The sequence below is a fragment of the Streptomyces sp. MGP-BFMKR1 genome, assembly GCF_057766585.1.
In genome coordinates this window covers 7,310,274-7,333,713 of record NZ_CM173408.1, presented here as the reverse complement: position 1 = coordinate 7,333,713, position 23,440 = coordinate 7,310,274, and the positions used below count along the sequence as shown (strand labels likewise).

The following is a 23,440-nucleotide window of genomic DNA, read 5'->3' as shown; positions in this document are numbered from 1 at the left end:
CTGCCGCAGCGTTCGCTCATCGGGAAAGGCGCACACCGTTCTCACTGTCATCACGGTCCGCGATGACGGGCTACGGTGGCGGCATGTTCGACCCGGCGCAGTTGCGCACCTTCCGTACGGTCGCCCAGACCCTGAGCTTCACGCAGGCCGCGCAGCGGCTCGGGCTGCGTCAGTCGACGGTCAGCCAGCAGGTGCGCAAGCTGGAGGCGGCGGCCGGCCGGCAACTCTTCCTCCGTGACACGCACAGCGTGGAGTTGACCGAGGACGGCGAGGCGATGTTGGGGTTCGCCCGCACGATCCTGGAGGCGAACGAGCGCGCGGCGCGTTGGTTCGCGGGCGCCAGGCCGCGCGGGCGGCTCCGGTTCGGGGCCTCCGAGGACTTCGTCCTGACCCAGCTCCCGGAGATCCTGGAGGGCTTCCGGCGCGACCATCCGCGCGTTGACCTGGAGCTGACCGTGGAGTTGTCCGGGACGCTGCACGCGTTGCTTGAGGCCGGGCGGTTGGACCTCGTCCTGGCCAAGCGCTCGCCCGACCGGCCCGGCGGCCAGCTCGTGTGGCGGGACCGACTGGTCTGGATCGGCAGCGACCGGCTACGGATCGAGCCGGACCGGCCGCTGCCGCTGATCCTGTTCCCGCCACCGGGCCTCACCCGGGCCCGCGCCCTTGAGGTGTTGGAGCGGCACGGCCGGGCCTGGCGGATCGCGTGCACCAGCGGCAGCCTGAACGGGCTGGTCGCCGCGGCCCGGGCCGGGCTCGGCGTCATGGCGCACACCCGGGGCATGATCCCGCCCGGCCTGGTCCGGGTGCCGGACCGGGTGGGCCTGCCCGACCTGGGTGCGGTGGAGTTCGCGTTGCTGCGCGGCGCGGGCGCGGGCGCCGCGCACGGCGGCGCGGACGCGTTGGCCGCGGCGCTCCTCGCGGCCGGGGACCGGCTGCACCGGGGCGGCTGACCGGGGGCGCGCCCGTGCCCCGGCCGAACCCGCGGGGGGTGCGGGGTCCGGCCGGGGGGCTGTGCGGGATGTCCCGGGGCGCGCTACCGCTTGACGATCCGGTCGTACGCCACCCGCGACCACAGGTAGCCGACCGCGGTGAGGCCGACGCACCAGGCGAGGGCGATGAGGCCGCTGTCGCCGATCCCGGTGCCGAGCAGCAGCCCGCGCAGCGTCTCGATGACGGGCGTGAACGGCTGGTAGTCGGCGAACCAGCGCACGCCGGTGGGCATCGACTCCGGGGGCACGATGGCGCTGCCGATGAACGGGAGGAACTGGAGCGGCATGGGCGCGTTGCTCGCGGTCTCGACGCTCTTGGACACCAGGCCCATGGCGGCGGCCAGCCAGGACAGCGCCAGCGTCACCAGGGCGAGCAGGCCGATGACGGCGATCCACTCGGCGGGGTTGGCGTTCGGCCGGAAGCCGATGGCCAGCGCGACGCCGACGACGAGCGCGATGCTGACCATGGTCTGGATCGCGCTGCCCACCACGTGCCCGGTCAGGATGGAGCCGCGCGTGATGGCCATGGTGCGGAACCGGCTCACGATGCCCTCGGTCATGTCGACGCACACGCCGACCGCGGTGACCAGGGACCCGGACGTGGCCGCCATCAGGATGATGCCGGGCGCCACGTAGTCGATGTAGTCGCCGCTGCCCGTCGGCGCGTCCGCGATGCCGGTGCCCAGGGCGTCGCCGAAGACGTAGTTGAACAGCAGCAGCATCATCACCGGCATGCCGACGACCGCGAACGTCATGGACGGGTAGCGCACGGCGTGCCGCAGGTTGCGCCGCAGCATGGTCATCGAGTCGGCGACGGCGTGGGAAGCAGTGCTCATGACGCGCTCCGGCTGGTGGTGGGGTTGGCGGGGCTGGTGAGGGTCAGGAAGACGTCGTCGAGGTCGGGGGTGTGCACGGTGAGCGTGTCGGCCTCCAGCGCGGCGCCGTCCAGGATGTCGAGCACGGCCCGCAGCGTCGAGACGCTGCCGTCGCTGGGAATGCGCAGGGTGCGGCTGTCGGTGTCGCGTACGGCCGTCTCGAAGAGTTCGGCGGCGAGTTGGAAGCGGTGCGGCTCGGCGAAGGAGAGTTGGATGTGGCCGCCCGGGATGCGGCGCTTGAGCTCCTCGGCGGTGCCCTCGGCGATCAGCGTGCCACGGTCCAGGACCGCGATGCGGTCGGCGAGTTGGTCGGCCTCCTCCAGGTACTGCGTGGTGAGGAAGATGGTGACGCCGTCCTCGGCGACCAGTTCGCGGATGATGTCCCACATGGTGCGGCGGCTGCGCGGGTCGAGGCCGGTGGTCGGCTCGTCGAGGAAGATGATGCGCGGATCGCCGACCAGCGTCATCGCCAGGTCGAGCTTGCGTCGCATGCCACCCGAGAAGGTGGCGACCGACCTGCGGGCCGCGTCGGCCAGGTCGAAGCGGCGCAGTAACGCGGCGGTTCGGCGGCGGCCCTCGGCGCGGCCGAGGTGGTGCAGGTCGGCCATCAGGAACATGTTCTCCTCGGCGGTCAACAGGTTGTCCACCGCCGCGAACTGGCCGGTGACGCCGATGGCGGCGCGTACGCCGTCCGGCTCGCGCGCCAGGTCACAGCCGGCGACCCGGGCCTCACCGGCGTCCGCGGCGATCAGCGTGGACAGGATCTCCACGGTCGTGGTCTTGCCGGCACCGTTCGGCCCGAGCAGCGCGAAGATGGTTCCCTCGGCGATGCGCAGGTCAATGCCGTCGAGCACCAGCTTGTCGCCGTATGACTTGCGCAACCCGGCCGCGGATATCGCCGCTGCCGTGGGGGCGACACGCGACGCCCCGGTATGAGTGGCGGGCATGAGCCTCTTCTTCCTTGGTTGTGGGTGTGGTGGTGGGTGGGTGGGTGTGGTGGTGGGTGCTGCCGTCGTGGGTGTGCTGGTGGTGCTGGGTGGGTGGGGTGGCTGGTGGGGCGGTTGGTGGAATGGGGTGCCGTCGCGGGCAGGGGTGGTCGGCGTTGCGGCGGGTGTGGGTGGGCGGCGCGTACCGGCGGGCGGTCGTACGGGGGCGCGGGCGAGGCCGGTGCGCGGCGCGTCTGGCGCTAACTTCCCTGAGATACGGGCTGGTTGGGCGGGCCGGCGGCGCTGCCGCGCTCGCTTCGTGCGCCTACGTCGTGCGTCCGCGCCGCGAGTCCGTGGCGTACGGCTGCGGCGTTGGCTGGTGTGGCTGCTTGGCTACGCCGGCTTGCTCGTGGCGCGTTGCCTGTCTGAGGCGCGCCACTCTGCCGGGCGCGCGGGCGTGGCTGACCTGGCCGCGGCGGGTGGTCGCGGGCACGGGCGGCGGGTGCGACGGGGCGAGGCGGGTGAGGCCGAGGCGTACGGGGCCGCGTCCGGGGCCGTGGCGGCGTCGAGGGAGCGGGGCACGGTACGCGGCGGGTGGCGCCCGCCTGGGAGTGCGGCCGGGACGGTGAACTACGGGGTGGGGTTGGGAACTTGGGTGGTTGGCGGGGCGGGGGTGGGTCAGGAGCGGTGGAGCAGGATGTCGCCGAGTCGGGTGCGGGCGCGTACCTGGACGGTCTCGTCCGTGGCGCGCGGTTCCTCGGTCGGGGTCAGGGTGTTGCGTACCGCTCCCAGCCCCGAGTGGGCGTCGACCCAGACGGCGACGGCTTCCCGGACGCCGACCTCCAGGTCGCCGGTGCCGGTCTGGAGCGTGACCGTGCCGCGCGCGACCTCGCCGACCCGAATGCCGCTGTGGGCGGATCTGGCGTCGACCCCGGCGTGGGCGACGCCGATGGAGATCCGGCCGTTGGAGGAGTTGACCCGTAGGTCGCCGCCGGCCTCGCCGATGGTCGTCTCGCCGTGCAGGTTCTTGATCGTGGCCGCGCCGCCCAGCGTCCCGGCGGTGACCCGGCCGGCGCCGTTGATCTCGGTGTCGCCGACCACGCGGTCCACGGTGATGTCGCCGAGCCCGGTCCTGAGGTGGGCGCGTTCGGCCTCGCCGACCCGGATGTCGCCGACCGAGACCTTGAGGTCGCAGTGTCCGAACCGGCCCTCGCAGATGACGTCCCCGACGGCCATGCCGCCTTGCACGTGCGAGCCCGCGGGCAGCTCGATGGTCACGTCCAGGGTCCCGGTGCGGCCGAAGAGGGAGCGCCGCTTGGGGCCCTTGACCAGCAGGGTGCCGTTCGCGTAGGTGACCTTGGTCTGTTGGGCGGCCCGGACGTCGTTCTCCTCGGCGCCGTTGTCCGGCAGCACCTCGACGACCGTCACGGCGCGCTTGCCGGCCGTGACGCGGGTGTCGCCGAAGTCGCCTTCGATGGTCACGGAGATGGGTTCGGGCGTGTCGAACTCAGGCATGGCGGTCCCGTCCTGGGTTTGGGTGATGGCTGGTGTGCTGGTCGCGGCCTTGCGGGGCGGCCTGATGCTGGTGCGGTGCGGGGCTGGGCTGGGCTGGGCTGGGCTGGTGGCGCGGCGGGCGCGCGGGGCGCGGCGGGCGCGCGGGGTGCGGCGGGCGCGCGGGATAGGCGGGCCGTGTGCCGGCGGCTAGCGCACCCAGCCGGTGTAGCTCTGGCCGCCGCGGCGGCGACCACGGTTCGGGGTGCGCCCGCCGGCGTCGGGCTCCAGGGCGGTGGCCGCCGCCCGCACCAGCCAGGCGTTGACCGAGAGCCCCTCGTGGCTCGCGGCGTCCTCGATCCGGGTCTTGAGGTGCGCGGGCAACCGGAAGTTGATCCGGGCCGTGCCGCCGTCCTCACCCTCCGGCGCGGGCGGCGACGGGGGCGTCGGCGCGCCGCTCGGCGCGTCCTCGCGCTCCCGCGCCTGCTCGTACACCTCCTGCTCCGGCGGCGCCGTCACCACGAACTCCGGGTCGAGCCCGCGCAGCCGCACGTCGACCGAGCCCGGCGCCAGCTCGCGGGTGATCTCGTCCACCGCGGCGGACAGCGCGTTCAGCAGGGTGAGCCGGGCGGCCGACTCCAGCGGAGCGGTGAGCCGCTCGGCCAGTGCGCGGGCTTCGTCGCCGCCCGCTGCCGCGGCCACCGCCAGTTCGTGTCGGAGGTTGTCGACGTACGGTGCGAGGTCCATGGCGCCATCATGGCGCCAATGTGGCGCCATGACAAGCCCGAGCGTGCGCCACGGGCGCCACCACAGCGCCACAGCGACGCCGTGTCCCACGTCGCGCCCACGCCGAGCCGGCTCGGCCGGGCCCGTCGGCAGGCCACTCCGACCGGCCACTCCGACCGTCCGACGACCCGCCTCGCCGACGGAAAGGACGGAAACGACAGAAAGCGAGTGCGCGGGTGTAGAGCCCGGGTGCCTCGTTCGGAAAGATTCGGTGCAGAATCCGGCCACAAAGATCGCGCCACCGCCCCGATGTCCGCCCAAGGGGTTACGAATAGGCCCGTCTCACCGCGTTGACCAGCGGCGATGCCATCGCCATCGCATACGGAGCGCCACCGCCTGACGCCCTCGGGATCGGGTACGGTCGCGGCGCTGCGTGGAGCCCGAGGAGTGAGTAGTTGCGCGAGTTCACCGTCCCACCCTTGGCGACGGCGCCGCAGGTCGGAGGGCTGGCGGACGTCGTGTTCGACCATGCCGCCGACGACCCGGGGCGGGTGACGTTCGCGCGCAAGGTCGACGACCGCTGGCAGGACGTGACCTCGGGTGAGTTCCGCGACGAGGTGATGGCCCTGGCCAAGGGGCTGCTCGTGCGGGGCGTACGGTTCGGCGACCGGGTCGGCATCATGTGCCGCACGCGCTACGAGTGGACCCTGTTCGACTTCGCGCTGTGGTCGATCGGCGCCCAGTCCGTACCGCTGTACCCCAGCTCGTCCGCCGAGCAGGTGCTGTGGACGCTGCACGACGCCGAGGTCCGGGCGTGCGTGGTCGAGCACGAGGACCACGCCATGACCGTCGGCTCCGTCATCGACCGGCTGCCCCGGCTCACCCAGCTCTGGCAACTGGACGCCGGGGCGCTGGCGGACCTGCTCGCCAGCGGGCGGGACCTGGACGACGACGTGGTGCACCGGCACCGGCTGGCGCTGACCCCCGACTCGACCGCGACGATCATCTACACCTCGGGCACGACGGGCCGCCCCAAGGGCTGCGTACTGACCCACGCCAACTTCATGGCGGAAGCCGACAACATCGTCGCGCGCTACGAGTCGGTGTTCCACTCCCGGCCCGGCGACGAGGCGAGCACCCTGCTGTTCCTGCCGCTGGCCCACGTCTTCGGGCGGATGGTGCAGGTCGCCGCCGTGCGGTGCCGGGTGAAGCTGGGCCACCAGCCGGAGCTGTCCGCCGCCGCCCTGCTGCCGGACCTGCGCGCCTTCCGGCCCACGTTCATCCTGGCGGTTCCCCACATCTTCGAGCGGGTCTTCGCCGCGGCCCGACGCAGCGCCGAGGCGGCGGGCAGGGCGGGCCCCTTCGACAAGGCGTTCGAGGTGGCGGTGCGGTACGCCGAGGCGGCCGAACGCAAGGCGTTCGGTGCCGGCGGCGGCCCCGGCGCCGCCCTGCGCGTCCAGCACCAGCTCTACGACAAGCTCGTCTACGGCAAGCTGCGCGAGGCCATGGGCGGGCGCATCCGACACGCCATGTCGGGCGGCTCGGCGATGGAACGGCGGCTCGGGCTGTTCTTCGCGGGCGCCGGCATCACCATCTTCGAGGGGTACGGCCTGACCGAGTCCACGGCGGCGGCCACCGCGAACCCCCCGGAGCGCCCCCGCTTCGGCACCGTCGGCCAGCCCATCCCCGGCACCACGGTGCGTCTCGCCGACGACGGCGAGGTGCTGGTGCGCGGCGGGCAGGTCTTCGCCGGCTACCTCGGCGACCCGAAGGCGACCGCCGCCGCGCTGCGCGACGGCTGGCTGGCCACCGGCGACATCGGCGCCCTCGACGAGGACGGCTACCTCACCATCACCGGCCGCAAGAAGGAGGTCCTGGTGACCTCCGGCGGGAAGACCGTCTCGCCCATGGCCCTGGAGGAGCGGGTGCGGGGCCATCCGCTGGTCGCGCAGTGCATCGTGGTCGGCAACGACCGCCCGTTCGTCGCCGCGCTGGTCACCCTCGACCCGGACGCGGTCGCGCACTGGCTCCAGATGCGCGACAAGCCCCGCCTGCCGCCGGCCGAGCTGGTCCGCGACCCCGACCTGGAGGCCGAGATCCGGCGGGCCGTGGTGGCGGCCAACACGCTGGTCTCCCACCCCGAGTCGATCCGTACGTTCCGGATACTGGCCGCCCAGTTCAGCGAGGAACAGGGGCTCCTCACGCCGTCCCTCAAGCTCAGGCGGAAGGCCATCGAGCAGGCGTACGCCAGCGAGGTCGAGGCGCTCTACCGCACCTGACGTACGCGCCCCGCGCGCGGGCGCGCAGCGGGTCGGGGCGCGCGGCGGGCCGAGGGGCGCGCCGGCGGGGGGCGGGAATCCGGCCACGGTGGGAATGCGATCACCGGGCCTCGCGTTGACGCTGGAGTACGACGACCCCCAACGTAAGGATCGATTGCTCGTGAGCAAGGTCCCCTCCATCACCCTGAACACCGGCGCCGCGCTGCCGCAGCTTGGCTTCGGCGTGTGGCAGGTCGGTAACGACGAGGCCACCGCCGCGGTGAGCACGGCCCTTGAGGCCGGCTACCGCAGCGTGGACACGGCCGCCGCGTACGGCAACGAAGAGGGCACGGGCAAGGCGGTCGCCGAGTCGGGCATTCCCCGCGAGGAACTGTTCATCACGACGAAGGTCTGGAACACCGACCAGGGGTACGACGCGGCGCTGCGCGCCTTCGACTCCTCGCTCAGCAAGCTCGGCCTCGACTACGTGGACCTGTATCTGATCCACTGGCCCGCCCCCGCCCGGGACGCCTACGTGGACACGTACAAGGCGCTGGAGAAGATCCACGCCGAGGGCCGCGCCAAGGCGATCGGCGTGTCCAACTTCCACCCCGCGCACCTGGAGCGGCTGTTCGCCGAGACGTCGGTGGTCCCCGCGCTCAACCAGATCGAGCTGCACCCCCACCTCCAGCAGGGCGCGCTGCGCGCCTTCCACGCCGAGCACGGCATCGCCACCGAGGCGTGGTCGCCGCTGGGTTCCGGCAAGGGTCTGCTCGACGACCCGAAGATCGGCGCCATCGCGGCCAAGCACGGCAAGTCCCCGGCCCAGGCCGTCCTGCGCTGGCACCTCCAGCTCGGGAACGTGGTCATTCCCAAGTCGGTGACGCCCTCGCGCATCCGCGAGAACATCGACGTGTTCGACTTCGAGCTGGACGCCGACGACCTCGCGACCCTGGCCGGCCTCGACGCCGGTCGGCGTACGGGGCCGGACCCGGACACCTTCGACGTGAGCTGAGCCCTCCCGTCGCATCCCCGCCCGCAGCGGCCCCGAGCCGGCGAGGCGGGGTCGCGGTACGCCCGCGCCGGCCCACCGTCGGCGCCTCCGGCGCCCCGTCAGCACGCGCCCCCGTCGCCCGCCCCTTTCGGGGCCGGGCGGCGGGGGCGCGTGCGTCGCCGGCCCGCCACGCGCGCAGGCACGCTGCCCAGTCAAGGTGGGCTGCCGCGCGCGGGGGCGCGCCCGTGAACAGCGGGGACGGACGTCACGTCGTCAGCGCAGGGCGTATCCGCCGTCGGGGTAGAGCGTGGAGCCCGTCATGTTGCCGTTGCCGAACAGGAACACCACGCTGTCGGCCACCTCGTCCTCGGTGCCGATCCGGCCCAGCACCGTGGCCTCGCGGTAGCGCGCGAAGCCCTCCTCCCGTACCTCGGCCGGGCGGCGCCCCCACAGGTCGCCGTCGAGTGCGCCGGGCGAGACGACGTTGACCCGCACCGGGGCCAGCTCGACGGCGAGGCCGCGCCCGAGGCCCTCGACGGCCGCGTTGCACGCCGCGTACGCGGGAGCCGCGCCGAACGGGCGCACGCTCGCCGCGCCGGAGACCAGCACCACCGAGCCGTCGCGGGCCAGCTTGGGCGCGGCGTGCTTGACCGCGTAGTACTGCCCCCAGAACTTCGAGGTGAAGGGCGACTCGGCCGCCTCGTCGTCCAGCTCCAGCATGGGGCCCGTCTGGTACGAGGCGGCCGGCGTGAACAGGTGGTCCACGCGCTCCAGCGGGGCGAAGAAGGCCGCCAGCGACTCCTGGTCGGTGGTGTCCACCGTGCGCCAACTCGCCCGCTCCCCCAACGCCTCGGCCGCGGCGGCCAGCCGGTCGGCCGTGCGCCCGCCGAGCACCACCCGGGCCCCGTGCGCCACCGAGCGGCGCGCCACGGCGTATCCCATGCCGGAGCCGCCGCCGAGGATGACGACGGTGCGGTCGGCGAGCGGCGAGTACGGGACGGAGGCGGCGGCAGGGGCGGGGGCCGGGGCGGAGGCTGTTGTCGTGTCCGAGTTGTCCGAGGTGGACATCAGGTCCTGCCTTTCGACGGCGGTGCGCGGGGCGGGGTACGGCTCCGCGCGGGGCACCGCCCACCCCGCTGATCAGGGTTCGCAGATGCCAACTCGCCGAGCGCACCCCCGCATTCCTGCCAGGCCGCCGTCGCCCCGGGTCGCCGCGGCGGAAAGGGAGGTTACGCGAGAAGGTCGGGCACGTGTATTGCTGCCACGGAGATGCCGCCATAGCTTTCGCATATGGAGCTTGAGTTGCGGCACCTCAGAGCGATACGCGCGATAGCCGACACCGGCTCGCTGACCAAGGCCGCAGCCTCACTAGGACTCGCGCAGCCCGCCCTCAGTACCCAACTCAAGCGGATTGAGCGGGCACTGGGTGGGCCGCTGTTCGTTCGGGACCGCACCGGGGCGAGACCGACCCCGCTGGGTGAGTTGGTTCTGGACCGGGCCCGGGTGCTGCTGCCCGCGGTGCGCGAGCTCCAGGAGGAGGCCGTGCGGTTCGCGAACGCATGGGCGCACATCCAGCGGTTCCGCATCGGCGGCACCCACGGGCCACTCCTCGGCGGCCTCATCGACCGGTTGGCGACGGCCCACCCGTCCGCCCCGGTCAGCACGTACACCTCCTGGTCCGTCCAGGAGTTGAGCACGATGGTCGTCGAGGGGCGGTTGGACTACGCGCTCATCGGCGTGTGCGGGCAGAGCCCGCCACCGGTGGCCGACCAACTGACCTGGCAGCCGATCGGCACCGACCCGGTGTTCGTGATGTTGGTCGAGGACCACCCGCTGGCCGGCGAGGTGGAGTTGAAGCTGAGCGCGCTGGCGTCGGAGTCGTGGACGGACGTGCCCGGTGACGGGTGTTTCGGGGACTGCTTCGCGGCGGCCTGCGCACGCGCCGGCTTCACACCGGTTTCCGTCTTCGAGACCGATACGGCCTCCTGCGTGCACCTCGTCCAGGTGGGCCGCGCCGTGGGCCTGTGCCGGGCCACCTTCCCGCCGACGCCCGGCGTGGTCATCCGGCCGCTGGCCGGGGCGCCGCTGAGCTGGCGGCACATGATCGGCTGGCACCCCGGCGCGCCGGCCGCCGACACCGCGCCCGCCGTCGCGGGGCACGCCAGGGCGGCGCACGCGGACGCGGTGCGACGCAGCGAGCCGTACGCGACCTGGCTCCGGTCCCACGCGCGATGTAGCGCGGCCTTCGGCACGGCCACGGTCGGCCCGGCCGCGCCCTGAGAGGGCGGCCGGGGCCGGTTCGACCGCTGTTTCCCGCGGACCGCCCGCCGCCGTCACGCACCGGCTCTCGTTTCGCTCCGGCGTATCTGCTTTCACTCCGGCATGTCTACCGGTGGTCGAGTTCCGAGGCGTACGGAATTGAGGCGACGCTCGCGGAATGCGCCGGGGACGCGCGGACCCGGCACGGAACGCGGATGGTTGAGGTTTTTCCGCACGCGCTGGCTGGCCCGACGGAAAACGCGGCGTCGTGTCCGCGTCGCGCAATTCCCGCCCCGCGAAACGGGCCGGCTCTCGTTTTCGGCGGGCCGTCCGCGTCAGATCGCCGCTTCCTCGGCCGCGGCGCGCGCCCGGGGGCGGGTGGCCCAGACGATCACCGAGGCCAGGGCGATCGCGGCCACCGCGAGGAGCAGCCCGGCGCGCACGTGGACGGCGACCGTCACCGCACTCGCGACCAGCGCTCCCAGCGGGACGCCGAGGCCGGACGACAGCATGCGCCGGGTCGTGTTCACCCGGCCCTGGAGGACTGGAGACCGCCGGCGACGGTCATGGTCCGCAGCACCGGGTGCCCCCACAGGAAGCGCACCCCCTCGCGGATGGACGCCAGCAGCTCGGGCCGGTCCGCCGCGCCGCCGCCCCGGTGGGTCGGCGCGTAGCCGATGCCCCGGAGCAGCAGCGCGGAGGCGAGGAGGGACAGCGCGTCCAGGGCGAGCGCGCCGGAGGCGCTGGTGACGGCGATCAGGGTGCCGGCCATCGCCGTGCCGGCGATCCGTACGGCCGTCTCGCCGCCCCACAGCGCGCTGTTGGCCTCGGCGAGCCGGTCGCGGCCCACGGCGGCCGGGACCAGTCCGTAGCCGGCGGCGTCGAAGAAGACGTACAGCGTGGATGACAGGGACGCGGCGGTGAGGACGTGGGCGGGCGTCAGCGCGCCCAGGGCGGCGGCGAGGGGCACGCTGCCGACGCAGGCGCAGTTGAGCAGGTCGGCGGCGACCATGAGCCGGCGACGGTGCGCCCGGTCGGCGACGGCGCCGGCGAGCAGCCCGAACAGGACGTAGGGCAGGGCCTCGCTCGCGGCGACCAGGGAAACGAGAAAGGGAGACTTCGTTTCCTGATACACCAGTACCGGCATCGCCACGAGGGTGACGGAAGAACCCCCTACGGAAAGCACCCGGGACAGCCAGAGGTTCCGGAAATTCCGCGTTCTGCGCAGTGGCATTCTCACGGGCGCCGACTGGCTGCCCGTCGGATCAACAGGTGATTCGTCATGACAAGTTGTAGACATAACGCGCCCCCGGCTGTCAAAGAGCGCGAGAGTACGAGTCCCAGGGGGCCGTCCCCGAACCCGTACGCCGTGTGGGGACCCCGCTGGCCGGGGCGGCCCGAGGCCGGCGATTCGTGACCCGCAGCCGAACGCCGCGTTCCGCAACGGGGCCTTCCCGGCCGGACGGCGTGATCGGCGCCATACCGTCGCGATATGAGGAAGTTGACAGGTCCACGCCCAAGCGCGTCCGGATTACGGTGACGCCACCCCCGACATGAGGAGAACACCAGATGCTCCGCAGACGTGGCTTGATCGCTGGTTGCGCCATCGCCATGAGCGCCTTCTCCCTGACCACCCTCCCTGCCGTGGCCGACAACGGCCCCTCCTCCGCTTCCACCGTCGCCGCCGAGAGCGCCACACCCGCGCTGCCGGCCGGCATGCTCAAGGCGATGGAGCGCGACCTCGGCCTGACCCCCACTGAGGCCAAGGAGCGCATAGCGAACGAGTACCGGGCCGCCACCCTGGAGGCCAAGCTCCGCGGCACGGTCGGCGCCGACTTCGGTGGCTCCTGGCTGACCGGCGACGACGCCCGCCTGGTCGTCGCCACCACCGACCCGGCCGACAGCGCGCCCATCTCCGCCACCGGCGCCAAGGCCCAGGTCGTCAAGCACACCCTGAAGGAACTGGACGCCGCGAAGAGCGCGCTCGACCGGGCGGCCCGCAGCAACTCCACCAAGGCCGCCCCGGTCTGGTACGTGGACGTCAAGTCCAACAGCGTCGTGGTCCGCGCCTCCGACCCGGCCGCCGCCCGCACCCTGATCGCCAAGAGCGGTGCGGACCGCTCGCTGGTGCGCGTGGTCAAGTCCGCCGAGCAGCCGCAGACGTTCTACGACGTGCGCGGCGGCGACGCGTACTACATCGGCAGCGGCTCGCGCTGCTCCGTCGGCTTCTCGGTGACCAAGGGCACCCAGCAGGGCTTCGCCACCGCCGGCCACTGTGGCCGCGCCGGCGCGTCCACCACCGGCTACAACCGCGTGGCGCAGGGCACCTTCCAGGCGTCCCGCTTCCCCGGCGCCGACATGGCCTGGGTCGCCGTCAACAGCCAGTGGACGGCCCGCCCGTGGGTGAAGGGCCCGAGCGGCAACGTCACCGTCTCCGGCTCGCAGCAGACGGCCGTCGGCGGCTCGATCTGCCGCTCCGGTTCCACCACCGGCTGGCACTGCGGCACCGTGCAGCAGCACAACACCAGCGTCAGCTACCCGCAGGGCACCGTCTCCGGCGTGACGCGCACCAGCGTCTGTGCCGAGCCCGGCGACTCCGGCGGTTCGTACATCTCCGGTAGCCAGGCGCAGGGCGTCACCTCCGGTGGCTCCGGCAACTGCAGCAGCGGTGGCACCACGTACCACCAGCCCATCAACCCGATCCTGAGCGCCTACGGGCTGAAGCTGGTCACCGGCTGACCCACCCCCACCCGTGGTGCGGGCCCGCCGGCCCGCACCACCCGGACCCGCTGACCGACCCGATGAACGGCCAGCGGCAGACCACGGCACGACCGGGGGCCGACGCCAGCGCGTCGGCCCCCGCACTCCCAGCCCCGCACCCACCCAGCGCCCGCGCCCCCACGCCAGCGCCGCTCGCCCCCGCCCCACACCACCAGCGCCGCCGCCCCGCACCGGGTCGGCGGCGTTCGGCGTACGCGACGGGGGAGGACGGAGAAGGCGGAGAGGGCGGAGGAGACGGGCCGGGCGCGCTCGTCGTCCGCTTCAGGTCCGCCCGGTGGCGCCCGGGCTCACGCGCGCGCGGTGTGTACGGTCTCGGCCGTCAGCACGAACGCGTCCGGGCGGCGGGCGATGCCCTCGGGGTGCTCGGGGTCGAGCAACTGGTCGAGCACGGCCGCGTCCTCCGCGCCCAGCAGCTCCGGCGCGTGCTCCTGGAAGCGGGACAGGACGGAGGCGAGGTACGCGCGCCCGTCCGCGCCGAGCGGCGCCGGCAGGTCGAGCAGGAAGCTGCGGCTGGCGGCCTCGCGCAGGCCGGCGTCGGTGAGCAGCCCGGCCCAGTCCTCGACCACCCGGGTGCTGCCCGGCAGCCCGGCCCGCATGCCGTCGAACCGGTCCTCGGTGGCCGTGGTCAGCCGGGCCTGGAGGCCGGGCCGGCCGAGGCCGAAGTCGCGGGGCAGGAACCGCAGCGGCAGCCCGCCCTCGGTCAGGGCCATCAGCCCGCCCGGACGCAGCGCGCGGGCCAGCCGCCGCACGATGTCGCCCTGGTCACCGACATGGTGCAGCACCTTGCGGGACCAGATGAGGTCGGCCTCGCCGATGCCGGCCACGACCCGGCCCGCCTCCTCGGGCGCGGCGCCGGCGACGCCGTCCGGGAGGTCGGCCAGCAGCGTGCTGACCCGGTCGCCGAGGCCGCGCCGCGCCGCGCGCTCGGCGGTGAGGTCGAGGAGGGGTTGGGCCGCGTCCACCGCGACGACCTCGGCCTCCGGGAACGCCTCGGCGAGCAGACAGGTGGCGACCCCGGGGCCGCTGCCGATGTCGAGCACCCGCCGCACCGCGCCGGGCTGCCTGCCCGTCGCGGCCAACTGGTCGCGGAGCCAGTCGAGCACCTGCTCGGTGACGGGTTGGTACACCTCGGCCTCGCGCACCAGGCGGGGCCCCTCCGTCGCCCAGTCCAGGTCCGCGTGGTGGTGGGCGTGCCCGTGCGGCTGGCCCGCGGGCGGCTGGTCCCCGGGCTGATGGGCGTGCGGGTGGGAGTGCACCTGGGTCATGACGCTGCCTCCGGCTCGTGACGGTGTCGCGGTGTGCCGGCCGTTGCGCGGCCACCTGCGACGAGCCTGCCGCCAGGTGCGGTGTGCCGGCAAACATCGTTGCTGGTTCGGCAACGCGGGGGCGCCGATCCGGACCACCCGGACCGCCCGGGCCGGCGCCCCGCCCGGGCCAGCGCCCCGCCCGAACCGGCGCCGGTCCCGGGCCGGGGCCGGGGCCGCTCCTCAGGCGATGTCGGTGACCGTGATGGTGACGCTCACCCGCGGCTCCGGCGCGCCGGACGCCGCCGCGAGTTCCCGCACGGCCTCGGTGACCGCCGTGCGGACCTCGCGGGTGACGTCGAGCGCGCGGTGCCCGCGGGCGACCGCGAGGTGGATGCGCAGGCTCCAGCCGCGCGGGGGGTCGGTGCGCTGCGCGCGGACGCCCGCTATCCGGTGGGCGGCCGGCGTCTGGTCGTCGCGGGAGCGGTAGCGCACCGCCGCGCCGCGTACCAGGTCGCCGAAGCCGGGCCGCAGGTACGCGACACCGGGCGTCCGGCGGGCGGCGTCGGCAGCCGCCTCCAGGACGCTGGTGTGCTCCTTGGCTTCCTCCTGCGAGGGGATCACCGCTCTCTCCTTTCGCGGGTCTCGTCGGAGAACGGCGGCTCGCCGCCCAGCGCGTCGCCGAGGTCGTCACCCAGGACGTCCACGACGGACACGTCGATCTCCACGATGTCCATGCCGACGGCGTCCCGCGCGGCGTCGGCGACCAACTGCCGTACGAGCGAGGCCAGTTCCGGAACCGTCCAGTCCAGTGCCGCCGTGAGCTCCAGCGCCACGCGCATCGGCCCCCGGTAGCGCGGGCCGCCGGGGAGCAGCGAGCGGCGGGCCGCCGCGGGGTCGATCGGCATGACCTTGCAACTACCCGCGAACACGCCGGGCAGCGACTCGGCGGTCTCCCGGAACACCTTGGCCGCCGCGACCTCGGCGATCCACGCGTCATCCACGGGCTCGCCGAGCGGCAGCATCCGGCCGGGCCGCAGCTCGGTCCTGACCAGGTTCATCACCCGGGCCGTCACCGCCTCGGCGGGCGGCTCCCGCTCGGCGCGCGCCTCCCGTACGTACCGGTCGAGCACGCCGAGCCCAGCCAGCGCCTCGCGGCAGTAGGGGCAGCCGGTGGTGTGCTCGTCCGCTTCCTCCGCCTCCCACACGGCCGACAGCGAGCGCCCGCACAGCAGGATCTCGTCCTCCTCCGCGCCCTCGGGGTCGGTCTCGGGGAGCGTGTCGGGAACGGCGTCGGAGTGCGAGCCGGGTTCGGGGCCCGCGCCGGTGTCGGGTCGCGGGGTGGGGTCGGGCCGCGAGGTGGACCCGGGGTCCTGGCTGGGGTCGGGGGTGTGCTGGGGTCGGGGGTGGGTGTTCTCGTGGTCCCGGTCCGGCCCGTCGCCGGGCGGACCTGGGTTCATGCCTACCGCCATGCGCCCATCGCCTCCGTCAGGTAGCGCCGTGCTCGGAAGATCCGGCCGCGTACGGCCTGCTGGCTGATGTGAGTCACGTCAGCGATCTCCTCGTACGACAGGCCGTGCAGTTCGCGCAGCACCCAACAGGCGCGCTGCTCGGGGGTGAGGCCGTCGAGCGCGTCCGAGAGCGCCCGGACCACCTCGGTGGACTCGGCGGCGCGCACCGGGGACGCCGCGTGTTCGGGCGCGCTCAGCTCGGGGACCGTGCTGAGGTCCTGGGTGGGTCGGCGGGCGCGGAGCAGGTTGAGGCACCGGTTGGTCACGATGCGGTACATCCAGGTGGAGAACGCCGCGTCGGCCCGGAACTCCGGGAGTCTGCGCCACGCGCTCACGAACGCGTCCTGCACGGCGTCCTCCGCGTCCGCCCGGCTGCCGAGGAGCCGGGTGGCCAGGCTGAGCAACTGCCCACTGTGCCGGCGCACCAGCAACTCGAACGCCGCCTCGTCGCCTTCCCCGGCCCGGACGGCCAGCAGCTTGTCGCTGGGTTCGGGCACTCATCGGCTCCTCTCCGTTCCATACCGCTACAGCCTGCTCCCTCGGGCACCGCTCTCCGGGTTCGACACGGCGGGGGCTCACCCGTCACGCGTGGGCTGGGTCACGCCACGGTCCGCACATCTCAGGGGAAAGATCTCGGTTCTCCCGTGACGAACGGGGTACTGGACGGGTCCAAGCACGTGCCGGCCCATCCGCGCGGCACGTCGCGTACCGGCGCCGGGGGCGCACCGGCCGGCCACCCGCCCCCGACGGGGCGCCGCCCAACCGCACCGACTCCATCGCCGGCAGCGACCGCATCGACGGCATCGGCTGCCGACGACAGCACCAGGCAAGGAGAAGAACCCCATGACGACGGCCACCCCCGCGGTGAACGAGCCCCGCACCGGCGACAGCAAGCCCGCCACCGGCACCACCACCCTCGAGGACTCCTCCGGTGCCGACAGCCAGCCCGCCACCCGTGGCAAGACCTCCATCGCCGACGGCGTCGTCGAGAAGATCGCCGGCATGGCCGCCCGCGAGGTCTCCGGCGTCCACGCCCTCGGCGGCGGCCTCGCCCGCACCCTCGGCGCCGTCCGCGACCGGGTCCCCGGCGGACGTCCCAACGTCACCCGTGGCGTCAAGGTCGAGGTCGGCGAGCGCCAGACCGCCATCGACCTCGACATCGTCGTCGAGTACGACGTCTCCATCACCGACGTCGCCAGCGACATCCGCGAGAACGTCATCGCCGCCGTCGAACGCATGACGGGCCTTGAGGTCGTCGAGGTCAACATCGCCGCCGTCGACGTCCACCTCCCCTTCGACGAGGAGGAGGACGACGACGAGGCCCGCGTCCAGTAACACCGCTCCCGAGGCCGACCGCCGGCCCGGCGGCACTCCCCCGAAACCACCGAGGCCCCGGACCGGGGAGAGCGGTCCGGGACCTCGGCGGTGCGTGCGGCGCACGGGGCGCACGGGGTGCCTGGCGGGGCGTGGGGTGCCTGGGCGTCCAGGTCCGTGCGGTCTAGCGGGCGCCGTGGGCGGGGGCGATGGCCTCCAGGCGGCGGGCGAGTTCGAGGTCGAGATCGGTGACCTTGCCGCCGACGCTGTGCGTGTTCACCGTGACGGTCAGCTTGTCGTAGCTGAGCAGCAGGTCCGCGTGGTGGTTCAGCTCCTCCTGGAGCTGGGCGACGTGCACGACAAGGGCGGCGGCCTGCGGGTGGCCGGCGAGTGCGTACGTGCGCGTGATGCGGTCGCCGTCCGTACTCCAGCCGGGCAGTTCGCGAAGGCGTGCGTCGATCTCCTGCCGGGACAACGGTTCTGCGGCCATGCGGGCTTCCCCTTCGTCACTGCGGGTACTGGGTGACCAGCGTGCCACGCCACGGGTTACGGTCTGGGGATGACGACTGCCACGGTTGGCTCGGGTGTGGGTAACCTCCTGCGGAGTTGGCGCGGCCGGCGCCGCATCAGCCAGTTGGAACTGGCGCTGCGGGCCGATTCGTCCGCGCGGCACATCAGCTTCATCGAGACCGGCCGGGCCCGCCCCAGCCAGGAGATGGTGCTACGCCTCGCGGACCACCTCGACATACCCGTACGGGAACGGAACGCGCTGCTCGTCGCGGCGGGCTACGCCCCGCACTACCCGGAATCCTCGCTGGACGACCCCTCGCTGTCCGGGCTGCGCGCCGGCCTCGACCGGCTGCTGACGGCCTATGAGCCGTACCCGGCGCTGGTCATGAACGGCACGTACGAGGTGGTGGCCGCCAACGCCGGCACCGCGATGCTGCTCGCCGGCCTGCCCGAGCACCTGACGCGCCCGCCGGTGAATGCCATGCGCCTGACGATGCACCCGGAGGGCATCGCGCGCCGCATCCTCAACTACCGCCAGTGGCGCGGCCACCTGCTCGAGCAGATGGAGCGCCAGCTCGCGCTGCTCCGCTCGGAGCCGCTGCGGACGCTGTACGAGGAGGTCAGCGCCTATCCGCTGCCGGCGGGCAGCGACCGGCACACCGACTCCGACGCCACGCACGTGCCGTTCGCGCTGCCGATGGTCATCGAGCACGACGGCCGGGTGCTGTCCTTCATCTCGACGGTCACGACGTTCAACACGCCGATGGACGTGACCGTCTCCGAGTTGGCGGTGGAGACCTTCCTTCCCGCCGACTCGGAGACGGCCCGCTTCCTGCACGAGGCGCGCCCCTGACGACCACCGCTCCGCCAGGGGCCCGCGTCGGCCCGCGCCGGCCCGTTCAGGCGGCGGGTGCCCGGTCCAGGAAGCCGAGCACGGCGCGGGCGCGGCCGTCCTCGTCCAACGTCATCACGTCGGACCCGGCCGCCGGCGACGAGCCGTCGGCCTCCGAGACCAGTTCCCAGGAGAACCGGACGATGTGGTGGTGCCCGTCGACGAGGCCGGTGCCCCGGAACGTGTAGCCGGCGTACTGCTCCCGCGCCCCGGTGATCACGGCCGCGAGCTGGGCGTGGCCGCTGACGTCGCACAGCGGGTCGGTGTACGAGCCGTCCTGCGTCCACGCGGCGGCCACGGCGCGCTCCCGCTCGGCGGGGTCGGTGGCGTTCCAGGCGGCGAAGTAGCGGTTGACGGCGGCCTCGTAGTCGAGGCCCTGGCCCTCGGTCGCGGGGGTGGTCGGGGTGGTGGCCTGGGACATCGGGTCCTCCGTGGGTGGTGGGAGCGGCCCGGGCGGGCCGCGGATGGCTGAGCGGGTCCCGCCGGTCCCGACTCGTGCGGGACGGGCGGGGCGGAACCCGATCCGGAGTGCGCCGGACCGGATTCCGTTGCCCTCACTCTGCCGGTCGGCCGGCGCCGGGGCGATTACCCCTGAGGTCATGGTGCGGAAGCCGGGCCGGGGGCGCGGCGGCGGGCGCGTGGTGTGGCTGCTGGACGTCGGCTGCCGCGCGTGGGCAGGGCCCGGCGCTCGCCCGGGGGCCCGTCGGGGCGGGAGGACGCGTCCGGGTGGGCCGGGGCGCGGCTAGCGCGGGATGTCCTGCTCGGCCCAGACGATCTTTCCGGTGGGGGTGCGGCAGGAGCCCCAGCGGCGGCAGAGCATGTTGATGAGCTGGAGACCGCGCCCGCCCTCGTCGCTGACGTCGGCGTGCTGGATCTGCGGCAGGTCGGGGCCCGTGTCGGAGACCTCGATCATGAGCCGTTCGCCCTGGAGCAGGCGCAGCCGGCCCGGGCCCTGCCCGTAGCGCAGGGCGTTGCCGACGAGTTCGCTGACGATCAGCTCGGCGACGTCGGCGAGCGCCTCCAGGTCCCACTCGTCGAGCTGGTCGGTCACGTGGCGGCGGGCTATCGAGGCGGCGGTGCCGTCGGGGGGCAGGTCCCACACGCTGAGCCGGACCGGCGTCTCGGCGTCGGACGCGGCGGTGAGCAGGACCGCCTCGTCGAAGCGCCGGTCGCTGCCGGGCAGCGCGGTCAGCAGGCTGCCGTCGTCCAGGCGCTGCGGCGGCATCTGCGCCACGGTCTCCAGGAGCCGCCCGAACTGGGTGTCGGGGTCGTCGTCCCGGGTCTTGATCAGGCCGTCGGTGTAGCAGATCAGCCGGCTGCCCGGCGAGACGCGGATGCGCAGCGGGTCGTACGGGATCACGCCGGCGCCCAGCGGGGCGCCGGTGGGCACGTCCACGTAGGTGGGCTTGCCGTCGCCGTCGACGAGGAGCGGGCGCGGGTGGCCGGCGCTGGCCAGCGTGTAGGTGGAGTCCGCCAGGTCGTAGACGGCGCACAGACAGGTGGCGACCTGGTCGTCCTCCAGGTCGCGGGTGGCCAGGTCGAGGCGGGCCAGGACGCGGTCGGGGGCGGTGTCGAGCATCATCAGCGTGCGGGCGACGGTGCGCAGCCGCCCCATGGTGGCCGCCGCGGACACGCCGTGCCCCATCACGTCGCCCACCACGAGCGCGGTCCGCCCGCCGGGCAGCGCCATCAGGTCGTACCAGTCGCCGCCCACGCCACGGGCGTCCGCCGCCGGCGCGTAGCTGGTGTGCACGGCCAGGCCCGGGGTGTGCGGGGCGGCGCGGGGCAGCAGGCTGCGCTGGAGGGAGATCACGTGCTCGCGCTCGCGCCCGTAGAGCCGGGCGTTGTCGATGAACACCGCCGCCTTGGAGGCCAGCTGTTCGGCCAGGGCCAGGTCGGTGGCGGTGAACGGCGGGCTGCTGCCGGCGCGTACGAAGTCGGCGCTGCCGAGCAGGAGGCCGCGGGCGATCAGCGGGACCGCCATGTAGCTGTGCACGTTGCCGCGGCGCATCTTGTCCGCGGCGCTGTCGGTGGAGGCGACCCGCGAGAAGTCGCGGTCGGTCATCCGCGAGACGAGCACCGGCTTGCGCTGGGCCAGGCACACGGTGGTCAGCAGCGTGTCGCGGTGCTTCTCGTCGCGGACGATGATCTCGCCGACCGGGTCCGGCTCCAGGTTGGCCAGCGCGTCCACGGCCTTGACGGCCATCGCCCGCCGCGTGGCGAGCTTGGCGCCCTCGGCCCGGCGGTCGCCCTCCTCGCCGCGCAGCACCACCTCCAGCAAGTCCACCGCCACCGCGTCCGCCAGTTGGGGGACGACGAACTCGGCCAGTTCCTGGGCGGTGCGCCGCAGGTCGAGGGTGGTGCCGATGCGCGTGCTGGCGGCGCTGAGCCAGGCCAGCTTGCTGCGGGTGGTGAACTGGCTCGCCGCGCCGCCCTGGTCCTGGCTGACGCGCACGCGGCGGCGCGCGGCACCTCGGCCGCGGGCGGCACTCTGCGTGGCCAGCCGACTGGTCAGACGCCGAGTGCGGCTGCCGTCGTTCACCGTGCTGGCCTCCCATCGCGCCCAGGCCGCCGTTGCTTTACGAGTGTGCCGGCAAAGCGGCGTCTGCGCCGCCCGGGCGCCGTCCACGGGTGGCTGTTCGTGACTGTTGTTGTGGGACAGCGAGCGTATGTCGCTCTCCTGCAATGTTCAACGGCTCGGACCTGCTCCGGCCACCCTCCTGACACGTCCGACCTGCTTCGGGGACGCCTCGTGGGGGCTGATCGGGGCGCTCGGGGCCCCGCTGTGCGCCCCCCGATGCGCGGGTGACACCGCCCGGTGCGCGGGTGGCGCCGCTCGTCACGGTGGTCGTACGGGACGCGCGCGGGCGGCTGCCCGGCCGACTCGCACGGCGGGCCTGGCAGGCGGGCGCGGCGCGTGGCCGGCGGCGGGACGGGGCCGGGGACGGGCCGGCCGCCTGTCCGCCATGTGGTCGCTCGCCGCGGCGCACCGGCCGCTCCGGGGCCGCGCCGGGCCCGGGCTCCGGGCGCGCGCCCGGGCCGGGAGGGGCGGCGTCAGGTCACGGGCAGGACGACGCGGATCTCCTTGCCGCCGCCCGGACACGGGGTGACGCGGACCTCGCTGGCCAGCCGGCGGATCATGGGCCAGCCGTAGCCCCCGATGGGGACCGGGTCGCCCGGTGTGCGGGCTCTGACGAAGGGCAGGTCGTCGCTGCGGTCGCGTACGGCGAGCCGCAGCCCGTCGGCGTCGAGCCGGGCCCACAGGCCGACGACGCCGCCACCGTGCCGGATCGCGTTGGTCACCAACTCCGAGGTCACGAGCAGTATGTCCGTCACCGTCTCGGCGGCTGGCCCGGCCTCGTGGTGCGCCGGGAACTGCGCGCGCACCAGGTTCTCGATCAGGCGCCGTGCCTCACTGGCACTGCGCGGAATGGCATATCGACTCCGGACGGGAGGTCGCACGTGGCTGCACCTCGTGGCGTCCATACCGTCACCCCCGTAATGACGCGTTGTTTCCGTTGTGGTGCGGCTGCCCGCTCGCGCCGGGCGCAAGCCGGCACATGGGGATTATCCACACGCCCCGCCGGCCGCTGTGCCCGTCGGAGCCGCGCTCGTACGGCCGCCACGGGTGGCCCGTCGACGGGTTCACCGGGAGCCGGCCAGCCGAATCTCAAAAAGATGGGGCATGACTCGATTACGGGCGGGTAGGCGACGCTCGCCGCCGAGAACGGCGGCCAGCGTCTAGCGGATTTTCGGGGAGGACTCATGACGGCGCAGGTCATGGCCACAGCGATGAACACGGCGCAGGTGGAGCCCGTGACCCCCTTGGGGACCAGCACGGACGCCCCGGAGTCGGGCGGAGGTCTGCCGGAGCTCGCCGAGCCGCACAAGCTCGCACCGAAGGACGCTCGGTCGCTTTCCAAGCTCTTCTTCGACCGGTTGACCATTCTCGAAGAGGGCACTCCCGAGTACCAGTACGCGCGCAACACGCTCATCGAGATCAACATGTCGTTGGTGCGGTACGTGGCCAAGCGGTTCAGCCACCGCGCCGACGAGATGGAGGACATCGTCCAGGTCGGCATGATCGGCCTGATCAAGGCCATCGACCGGTTCGAGCTCTCCCGCGAGGTGGAGTTCCCCACCTTCGCCGTTCCGTACATCGTCGGCGAGATCAAGCGCTTCTTCCGGGACACGAGCTGGTCCGTGCACGTCCCCCGGCGTCTCCAGGAGGCCCGGATCGAGTTGGCCAAGGCGTCGGAGGAGCTGAGCAGCCGGCTGGGGCGCGCGCCGACGGTGCGCGAGCTCGCCGAGCTGATGCAGATGACCGAGGAAGAGGTGATCGAGGCCCGGGTGGCGGCCAACGGTTACAACTCGGCCTCCCTGGACGCCGCCATCAGCGGCGACGACCAGGACAGCGCGGCGGCGCTGGCCGACTTCATCGGCATGGACGACCCGGCCATGGAGCTGATCGAGGACTTCCAGTCGCTGGCGCCGCTGATCGCCGAGCTGGACGAGCGGGAGCGGCGCATCCTGCACCTGCGGTTCGTCGAGGAGCTGACACAGGCTCAGATCGGTGAGCAGCTCGGCGTCTCGCAGATGCACGTCTCGCGACTGCTGTCGCGCATCATCAACCGGCTACACCGCGGGCTGCTCACCTCGCACTGAGCGAG

Annotated in this window: 23 protein-coding genes; 8 read left to right on the top strand and 15 right to left on the bottom strand. The window is 73.6% G+C overall.

Annotated elements, in window-relative coordinates:
- Window positions 1-83 precede the first annotated feature (83 nt).
- Window positions 84-950 carry a LysR family transcriptional regulator gene (locus tag AC3CHW_RS29515; RefSeq protein ID WP_488471206.1) on the top strand — a complete coding sequence of 289 codons (867 nt, stop codon included), beginning with the start codon at window positions 84-86 and terminating at the stop codon, window positions 948-950.
- Between the two features lie 83 nt (window positions 951-1,033).
- Here the strand turns inward: AC3CHW_RS29515 and AC3CHW_RS29510 are convergent, their stop codons facing one another.
- From AC3CHW_RS29510 to AC3CHW_RS29495, 4 genes are all read right to left on the bottom strand, one after another.
- Window positions 1,034-1,825 (bottom strand): ABC transporter permease, encoded by a 792-nt coding sequence (locus tag AC3CHW_RS29510; RefSeq protein ID WP_488468481.1) that lies wholly within the window; start codon window positions 1,823-1,825, stop codon window positions 1,034-1,036.
- The gene (locus AC3CHW_RS29505; RefSeq protein WP_488468480.1) at window positions 1,822-2,811 is read right to left on the bottom strand and encodes an ATP-binding cassette domain-containing protein; all 990 of its coding nucleotides are present in this window, start codon (window positions 2,809-2,811) and stop codon (window positions 1,822-1,824) included. Before AC3CHW_RS29505 ends, AC3CHW_RS29510 begins: the two co-directional genes overlap by 4 nt.
- A 657-nt stretch (window positions 2,812-3,468) precedes the next feature.
- The gene (locus tag AC3CHW_RS29500; protein WP_488468479.1) at window positions 3,469-4,305 is read right to left on the bottom strand and encodes a DUF4097 family beta strand repeat-containing protein; all 837 of its coding nucleotides are present in this window, start codon (window positions 4,303-4,305) and stop codon (window positions 3,469-3,471) included.
- Window positions 4,306-4,491: 186 nt separating this feature from the next.
- On the bottom strand, window positions 4,492-5,028 hold the full coding sequence (locus AC3CHW_RS29495) for a hypothetical protein (protein ID WP_488468478.1): 537 nt from the start codon (window positions 5,026-5,028) through the stop codon (window positions 4,492-4,494).
- 434 nt (window positions 5,029-5,462) lie between these two features.
- Between AC3CHW_RS29495 and AC3CHW_RS29490 the strand changes: the two genes are divergently transcribed.
- Window positions 5,463-7,286 (top strand): AMP-dependent synthetase/ligase, encoded by a 1,824-nt coding sequence (locus tag AC3CHW_RS29490; protein ID WP_398610608.1) that lies wholly within the window; start codon window positions 5,463-5,465, stop codon window positions 7,284-7,286.
- 160 nt (window positions 7,287-7,446) lie between these two features.
- Window positions 7,447-8,280: an aldo/keto reductase gene (locus AC3CHW_RS29485; RefSeq protein WP_398610609.1), complete on the top strand. Its 834-nt coding sequence runs from the start codon at window positions 7,447-7,449 to the stop codon at window positions 8,278-8,280.
- 252 nt (window positions 8,281-8,532) lie between these two features.
- Here AC3CHW_RS29485 and AC3CHW_RS29480 read toward each other — a convergent pair whose 3' ends face one another.
- Entirely contained in the window at window positions 8,533-9,327 is a 795-nt protein-coding gene (locus AC3CHW_RS29480; protein WP_488468477.1) for an SDR family oxidoreductase, read from the bottom strand.
- Window positions 9,328-9,549: 222 nt separating this feature from the next.
- Here AC3CHW_RS29480 and AC3CHW_RS29475 point away from each other — a divergent pair, with 222 nt between their 5' ends.
- Window positions 9,550-10,539, top strand: coding sequence for a LysR family transcriptional regulator (locus AC3CHW_RS29475; protein ID WP_176160794.1), 990 nt, complete (start codon window positions 9,550-9,552; stop codon window positions 10,537-10,539).
- A gap of 314 nt (window positions 10,540-10,853) precedes the next feature.
- On the opposite strand, the gene AC3CHW_RS29470 is transcribed toward AC3CHW_RS29475, so the two are convergent.
- Window positions 10,854-11,030, bottom strand: coding sequence for a hypothetical protein (locus AC3CHW_RS29470; protein ID WP_488468476.1), 177 nt, complete (start codon window positions 11,028-11,030; stop codon window positions 10,854-10,856).
- 14 nt (window positions 11,031-11,044) lie between these two features.
- A complete protein-coding gene (locus AC3CHW_RS29465) occupies window positions 11,045-11,752 on the bottom strand; it encodes an MFS transporter (protein ID WP_488468475.1) in 708 nt (235 codons plus the stop codon).
- Between the two features lie 335 nt (window positions 11,753-12,087).
- Here AC3CHW_RS29465 and AC3CHW_RS29460 point away from each other — a divergent pair, with 335 nt between their 5' ends.
- Entirely contained in the window at window positions 12,088-13,257 is a 1,170-nt protein-coding gene (locus tag AC3CHW_RS29460) for a S1 family peptidase (protein ID WP_488468474.1), read from the top strand.
- A 329-nt stretch (window positions 13,258-13,586) separates the two neighbouring features.
- Here AC3CHW_RS29460 and AC3CHW_RS29455 read toward each other — a convergent pair whose 3' ends face one another.
- The 4 genes from AC3CHW_RS29455 to AC3CHW_RS29440 all read right to left on the bottom strand — a co-directional run bounded on the left by AC3CHW_RS29455 (window position 13,587) and on the right by AC3CHW_RS29440 (window position 16,551).
- Window positions 13,587-14,564, bottom strand: coding sequence for a class I SAM-dependent methyltransferase (locus AC3CHW_RS29455; protein WP_488468473.1), 978 nt, complete (start codon window positions 14,562-14,564; stop codon window positions 13,587-13,589).
- 222 nt (window positions 14,565-14,786) lie between these two features.
- Window positions 14,787-15,167, bottom strand: a complete 381-nt coding sequence (locus AC3CHW_RS29450) for an Asp23/Gls24 family envelope stress response protein (RefSeq protein ID WP_488468472.1) — start codon at window positions 15,165-15,167, stop codon at window positions 14,787-14,789.
- Complete coding sequence (locus AC3CHW_RS29445; RefSeq protein WP_488468471.1) at window positions 15,164-16,003, bottom strand: Asp23/Gls24 family envelope stress response protein; 840 nt, start codon at window positions 16,001-16,003, stop codon at window positions 15,164-15,166. The genes AC3CHW_RS29450 and AC3CHW_RS29445 overlap by 4 nt, the downstream gene beginning before the upstream one ends.
- Before the next feature lie 2 nt (window positions 16,004-16,005).
- Window positions 16,006-16,551, bottom strand: coding sequence for an RNA polymerase sigma factor (locus tag AC3CHW_RS29440; protein WP_176160799.1), 546 nt, complete (start codon window positions 16,549-16,551; stop codon window positions 16,006-16,008).
- A gap of 346 nt (window positions 16,552-16,897) precedes the next feature.
- Between AC3CHW_RS29440 and AC3CHW_RS29435 the strand changes: the two genes are divergently transcribed.
- A complete protein-coding gene (locus tag AC3CHW_RS29435) occupies window positions 16,898-17,389 on the top strand; it encodes an Asp23/Gls24 family envelope stress response protein (protein ID WP_398610071.1) in 492 nt (163 codons plus the stop codon).
- A gap of 163 nt (window positions 17,390-17,552) precedes the next feature.
- Here the strand turns inward: AC3CHW_RS29435 and AC3CHW_RS29430 are convergent, their stop codons facing one another.
- Window positions 17,553-17,858, bottom strand: a complete 306-nt coding sequence (locus tag AC3CHW_RS29430) for a 4a-hydroxytetrahydrobiopterin dehydratase (RefSeq protein WP_176160802.1) — start codon at window positions 17,856-17,858, stop codon at window positions 17,553-17,555.
- Window positions 17,859-17,927: 69 nt separating this feature from the next.
- Between AC3CHW_RS29430 and AC3CHW_RS29425 the strand changes: the two genes are divergently transcribed.
- The gene (locus AC3CHW_RS29425) at window positions 17,928-18,731 is read left to right on the top strand and encodes a helix-turn-helix domain-containing protein (RefSeq protein ID WP_398610069.1); all 804 of its coding nucleotides are present in this window, start codon (window positions 17,928-17,930) and stop codon (window positions 18,729-18,731) included.
- 46 nt (window positions 18,732-18,777) lie between these two features.
- Here AC3CHW_RS29425 and AC3CHW_RS29420 read toward each other — a convergent pair whose 3' ends face one another.
- The 3 genes from AC3CHW_RS29420 to AC3CHW_RS29410 all read right to left on the bottom strand — a co-directional run bounded on the left by AC3CHW_RS29420 (window position 18,778) and on the right by AC3CHW_RS29410 (window position 22,232).
- Window positions 18,778-19,191 (bottom strand): nuclear transport factor 2 family protein, encoded by a 414-nt coding sequence (locus AC3CHW_RS29420; protein WP_176160804.1) that lies wholly within the window; start codon window positions 19,189-19,191, stop codon window positions 18,778-18,780.
- 321 nt (window positions 19,192-19,512) lie between these two features.
- Entirely contained in the window at window positions 19,513-21,312 is a 1,800-nt protein-coding gene (locus AC3CHW_RS29415) for an ATP-binding SpoIIE family protein phosphatase (protein ID WP_488468470.1), read from the bottom strand.
- 512 nt (window positions 21,313-21,824) lie between these two features.
- On the bottom strand, window positions 21,825-22,232 hold the full coding sequence (locus AC3CHW_RS29410) for an ATP-binding protein (protein ID WP_459248778.1): 408 nt from the start codon (window positions 22,230-22,232) through the stop codon (window positions 21,825-21,827).
- Window positions 22,233-22,535: 303 nt separating this feature from the next.
- Between AC3CHW_RS29410 and AC3CHW_RS29405 the strand changes: the two genes are divergently transcribed.
- Window positions 22,536-23,435: an RNA polymerase sigma factor SigF gene (locus AC3CHW_RS29405; protein WP_398610066.1), complete on the top strand. Its 900-nt coding sequence runs from the start codon at window positions 22,536-22,538 to the stop codon at window positions 23,433-23,435.
- The last annotated feature ends 5 nt before the right edge of the window (window positions 23,436-23,440 follow it).

Excerpts from the sequence above, each read along its gene's own strand:
- AC3CHW_RS29515 (WP_488471206.1), top strand. The coding sequence starts at position 84 with ATGTTCGACCCGGCGCAGTTGCGCACCTTCCGTACGGTCGCCCAGACC.
- AC3CHW_RS29510 (WP_488468481.1), bottom strand. The coding sequence starts at position 1,825 with ATGAGCACTGCTTCCCACGCCGTCGCCGACTCGATGACCATGCTGCGG.
- AC3CHW_RS29505 (WP_488468480.1), bottom strand. The coding sequence starts at position 2,811 with ATGCCCGCCACTCATACCGGGGCGTCGCGTGTCGCCCCCACGGCAGCG.
- AC3CHW_RS29500 (WP_488468479.1), bottom strand. The coding sequence starts at position 4,305 with ATGCCTGAGTTCGACACGCCCGAACCCATCTCCGTGACCATCGAAGGC.
- AC3CHW_RS29495 (WP_488468478.1), bottom strand. The coding sequence starts at position 5,028 with ATGGACCTCGCACCGTACGTCGACAACCTCCGACACGAACTGGCGGTG.
- AC3CHW_RS29480 (WP_488468477.1), bottom strand. The coding sequence starts at position 9,327 with ATGTCCACCTCGGACAACTCGGACACGACAACAGCCTCCGCCCCGGCC.
- AC3CHW_RS29475 (WP_176160794.1), top strand. The coding sequence starts at position 9,550 with ATGGAGCTTGAGTTGCGGCACCTCAGAGCGATACGCGCGATAGCCGAC.
- AC3CHW_RS29470 (WP_488468476.1), bottom strand. The coding sequence starts at position 11,030 with ATGCTGTCGTCCGGCCTCGGCGTCCCGCTGGGAGCGCTGGTCGCGAGT.
- AC3CHW_RS29465 (WP_488468475.1), bottom strand. The coding sequence starts at position 11,752 with ATGCCACTGCGCAGAACGCGGAATTTCCGGAACCTCTGGCTGTCCCGG.
- AC3CHW_RS29460 (WP_488468474.1), top strand. The coding sequence starts at position 12,088 with ATGCTCCGCAGACGTGGCTTGATCGCTGGTTGCGCCATCGCCATGAGC.
- AC3CHW_RS29455 (WP_488468473.1), bottom strand. The coding sequence starts at position 14,564 with ATGACCCAGGTGCACTCCCACCCGCACGCCCATCAGCCCGGGGACCAG.
- AC3CHW_RS29445 (WP_488468471.1), bottom strand. The coding sequence starts at position 16,003 with ATGAACCCAGGTCCGCCCGGCGACGGGCCGGACCGGGACCACGAGAAC.
- AC3CHW_RS29435 (WP_398610071.1), top strand. The coding sequence starts at position 16,898 with ATGACGACGGCCACCCCCGCGGTGAACGAGCCCCGCACCGGCGACAGC.
- AC3CHW_RS29430 (WP_176160802.1), bottom strand. The coding sequence starts at position 17,858 with ATGGCCGCAGAACCGTTGTCCCGGCAGGAGATCGACGCACGCCTTCGC.
- AC3CHW_RS29425 (WP_398610069.1), top strand. The coding sequence starts at position 17,928 with ATGACGACTGCCACGGTTGGCTCGGGTGTGGGTAACCTCCTGCGGAGT.
- AC3CHW_RS29420 (WP_176160804.1), bottom strand. The coding sequence starts at position 19,191 with ATGTCCCAGGCCACCACCCCGACCACCCCCGCGACCGAGGGCCAGGGC.
- AC3CHW_RS29405 (WP_398610066.1), top strand. The coding sequence starts at position 22,536 with ATGACGGCGCAGGTCATGGCCACAGCGATGAACACGGCGCAGGTGGAG.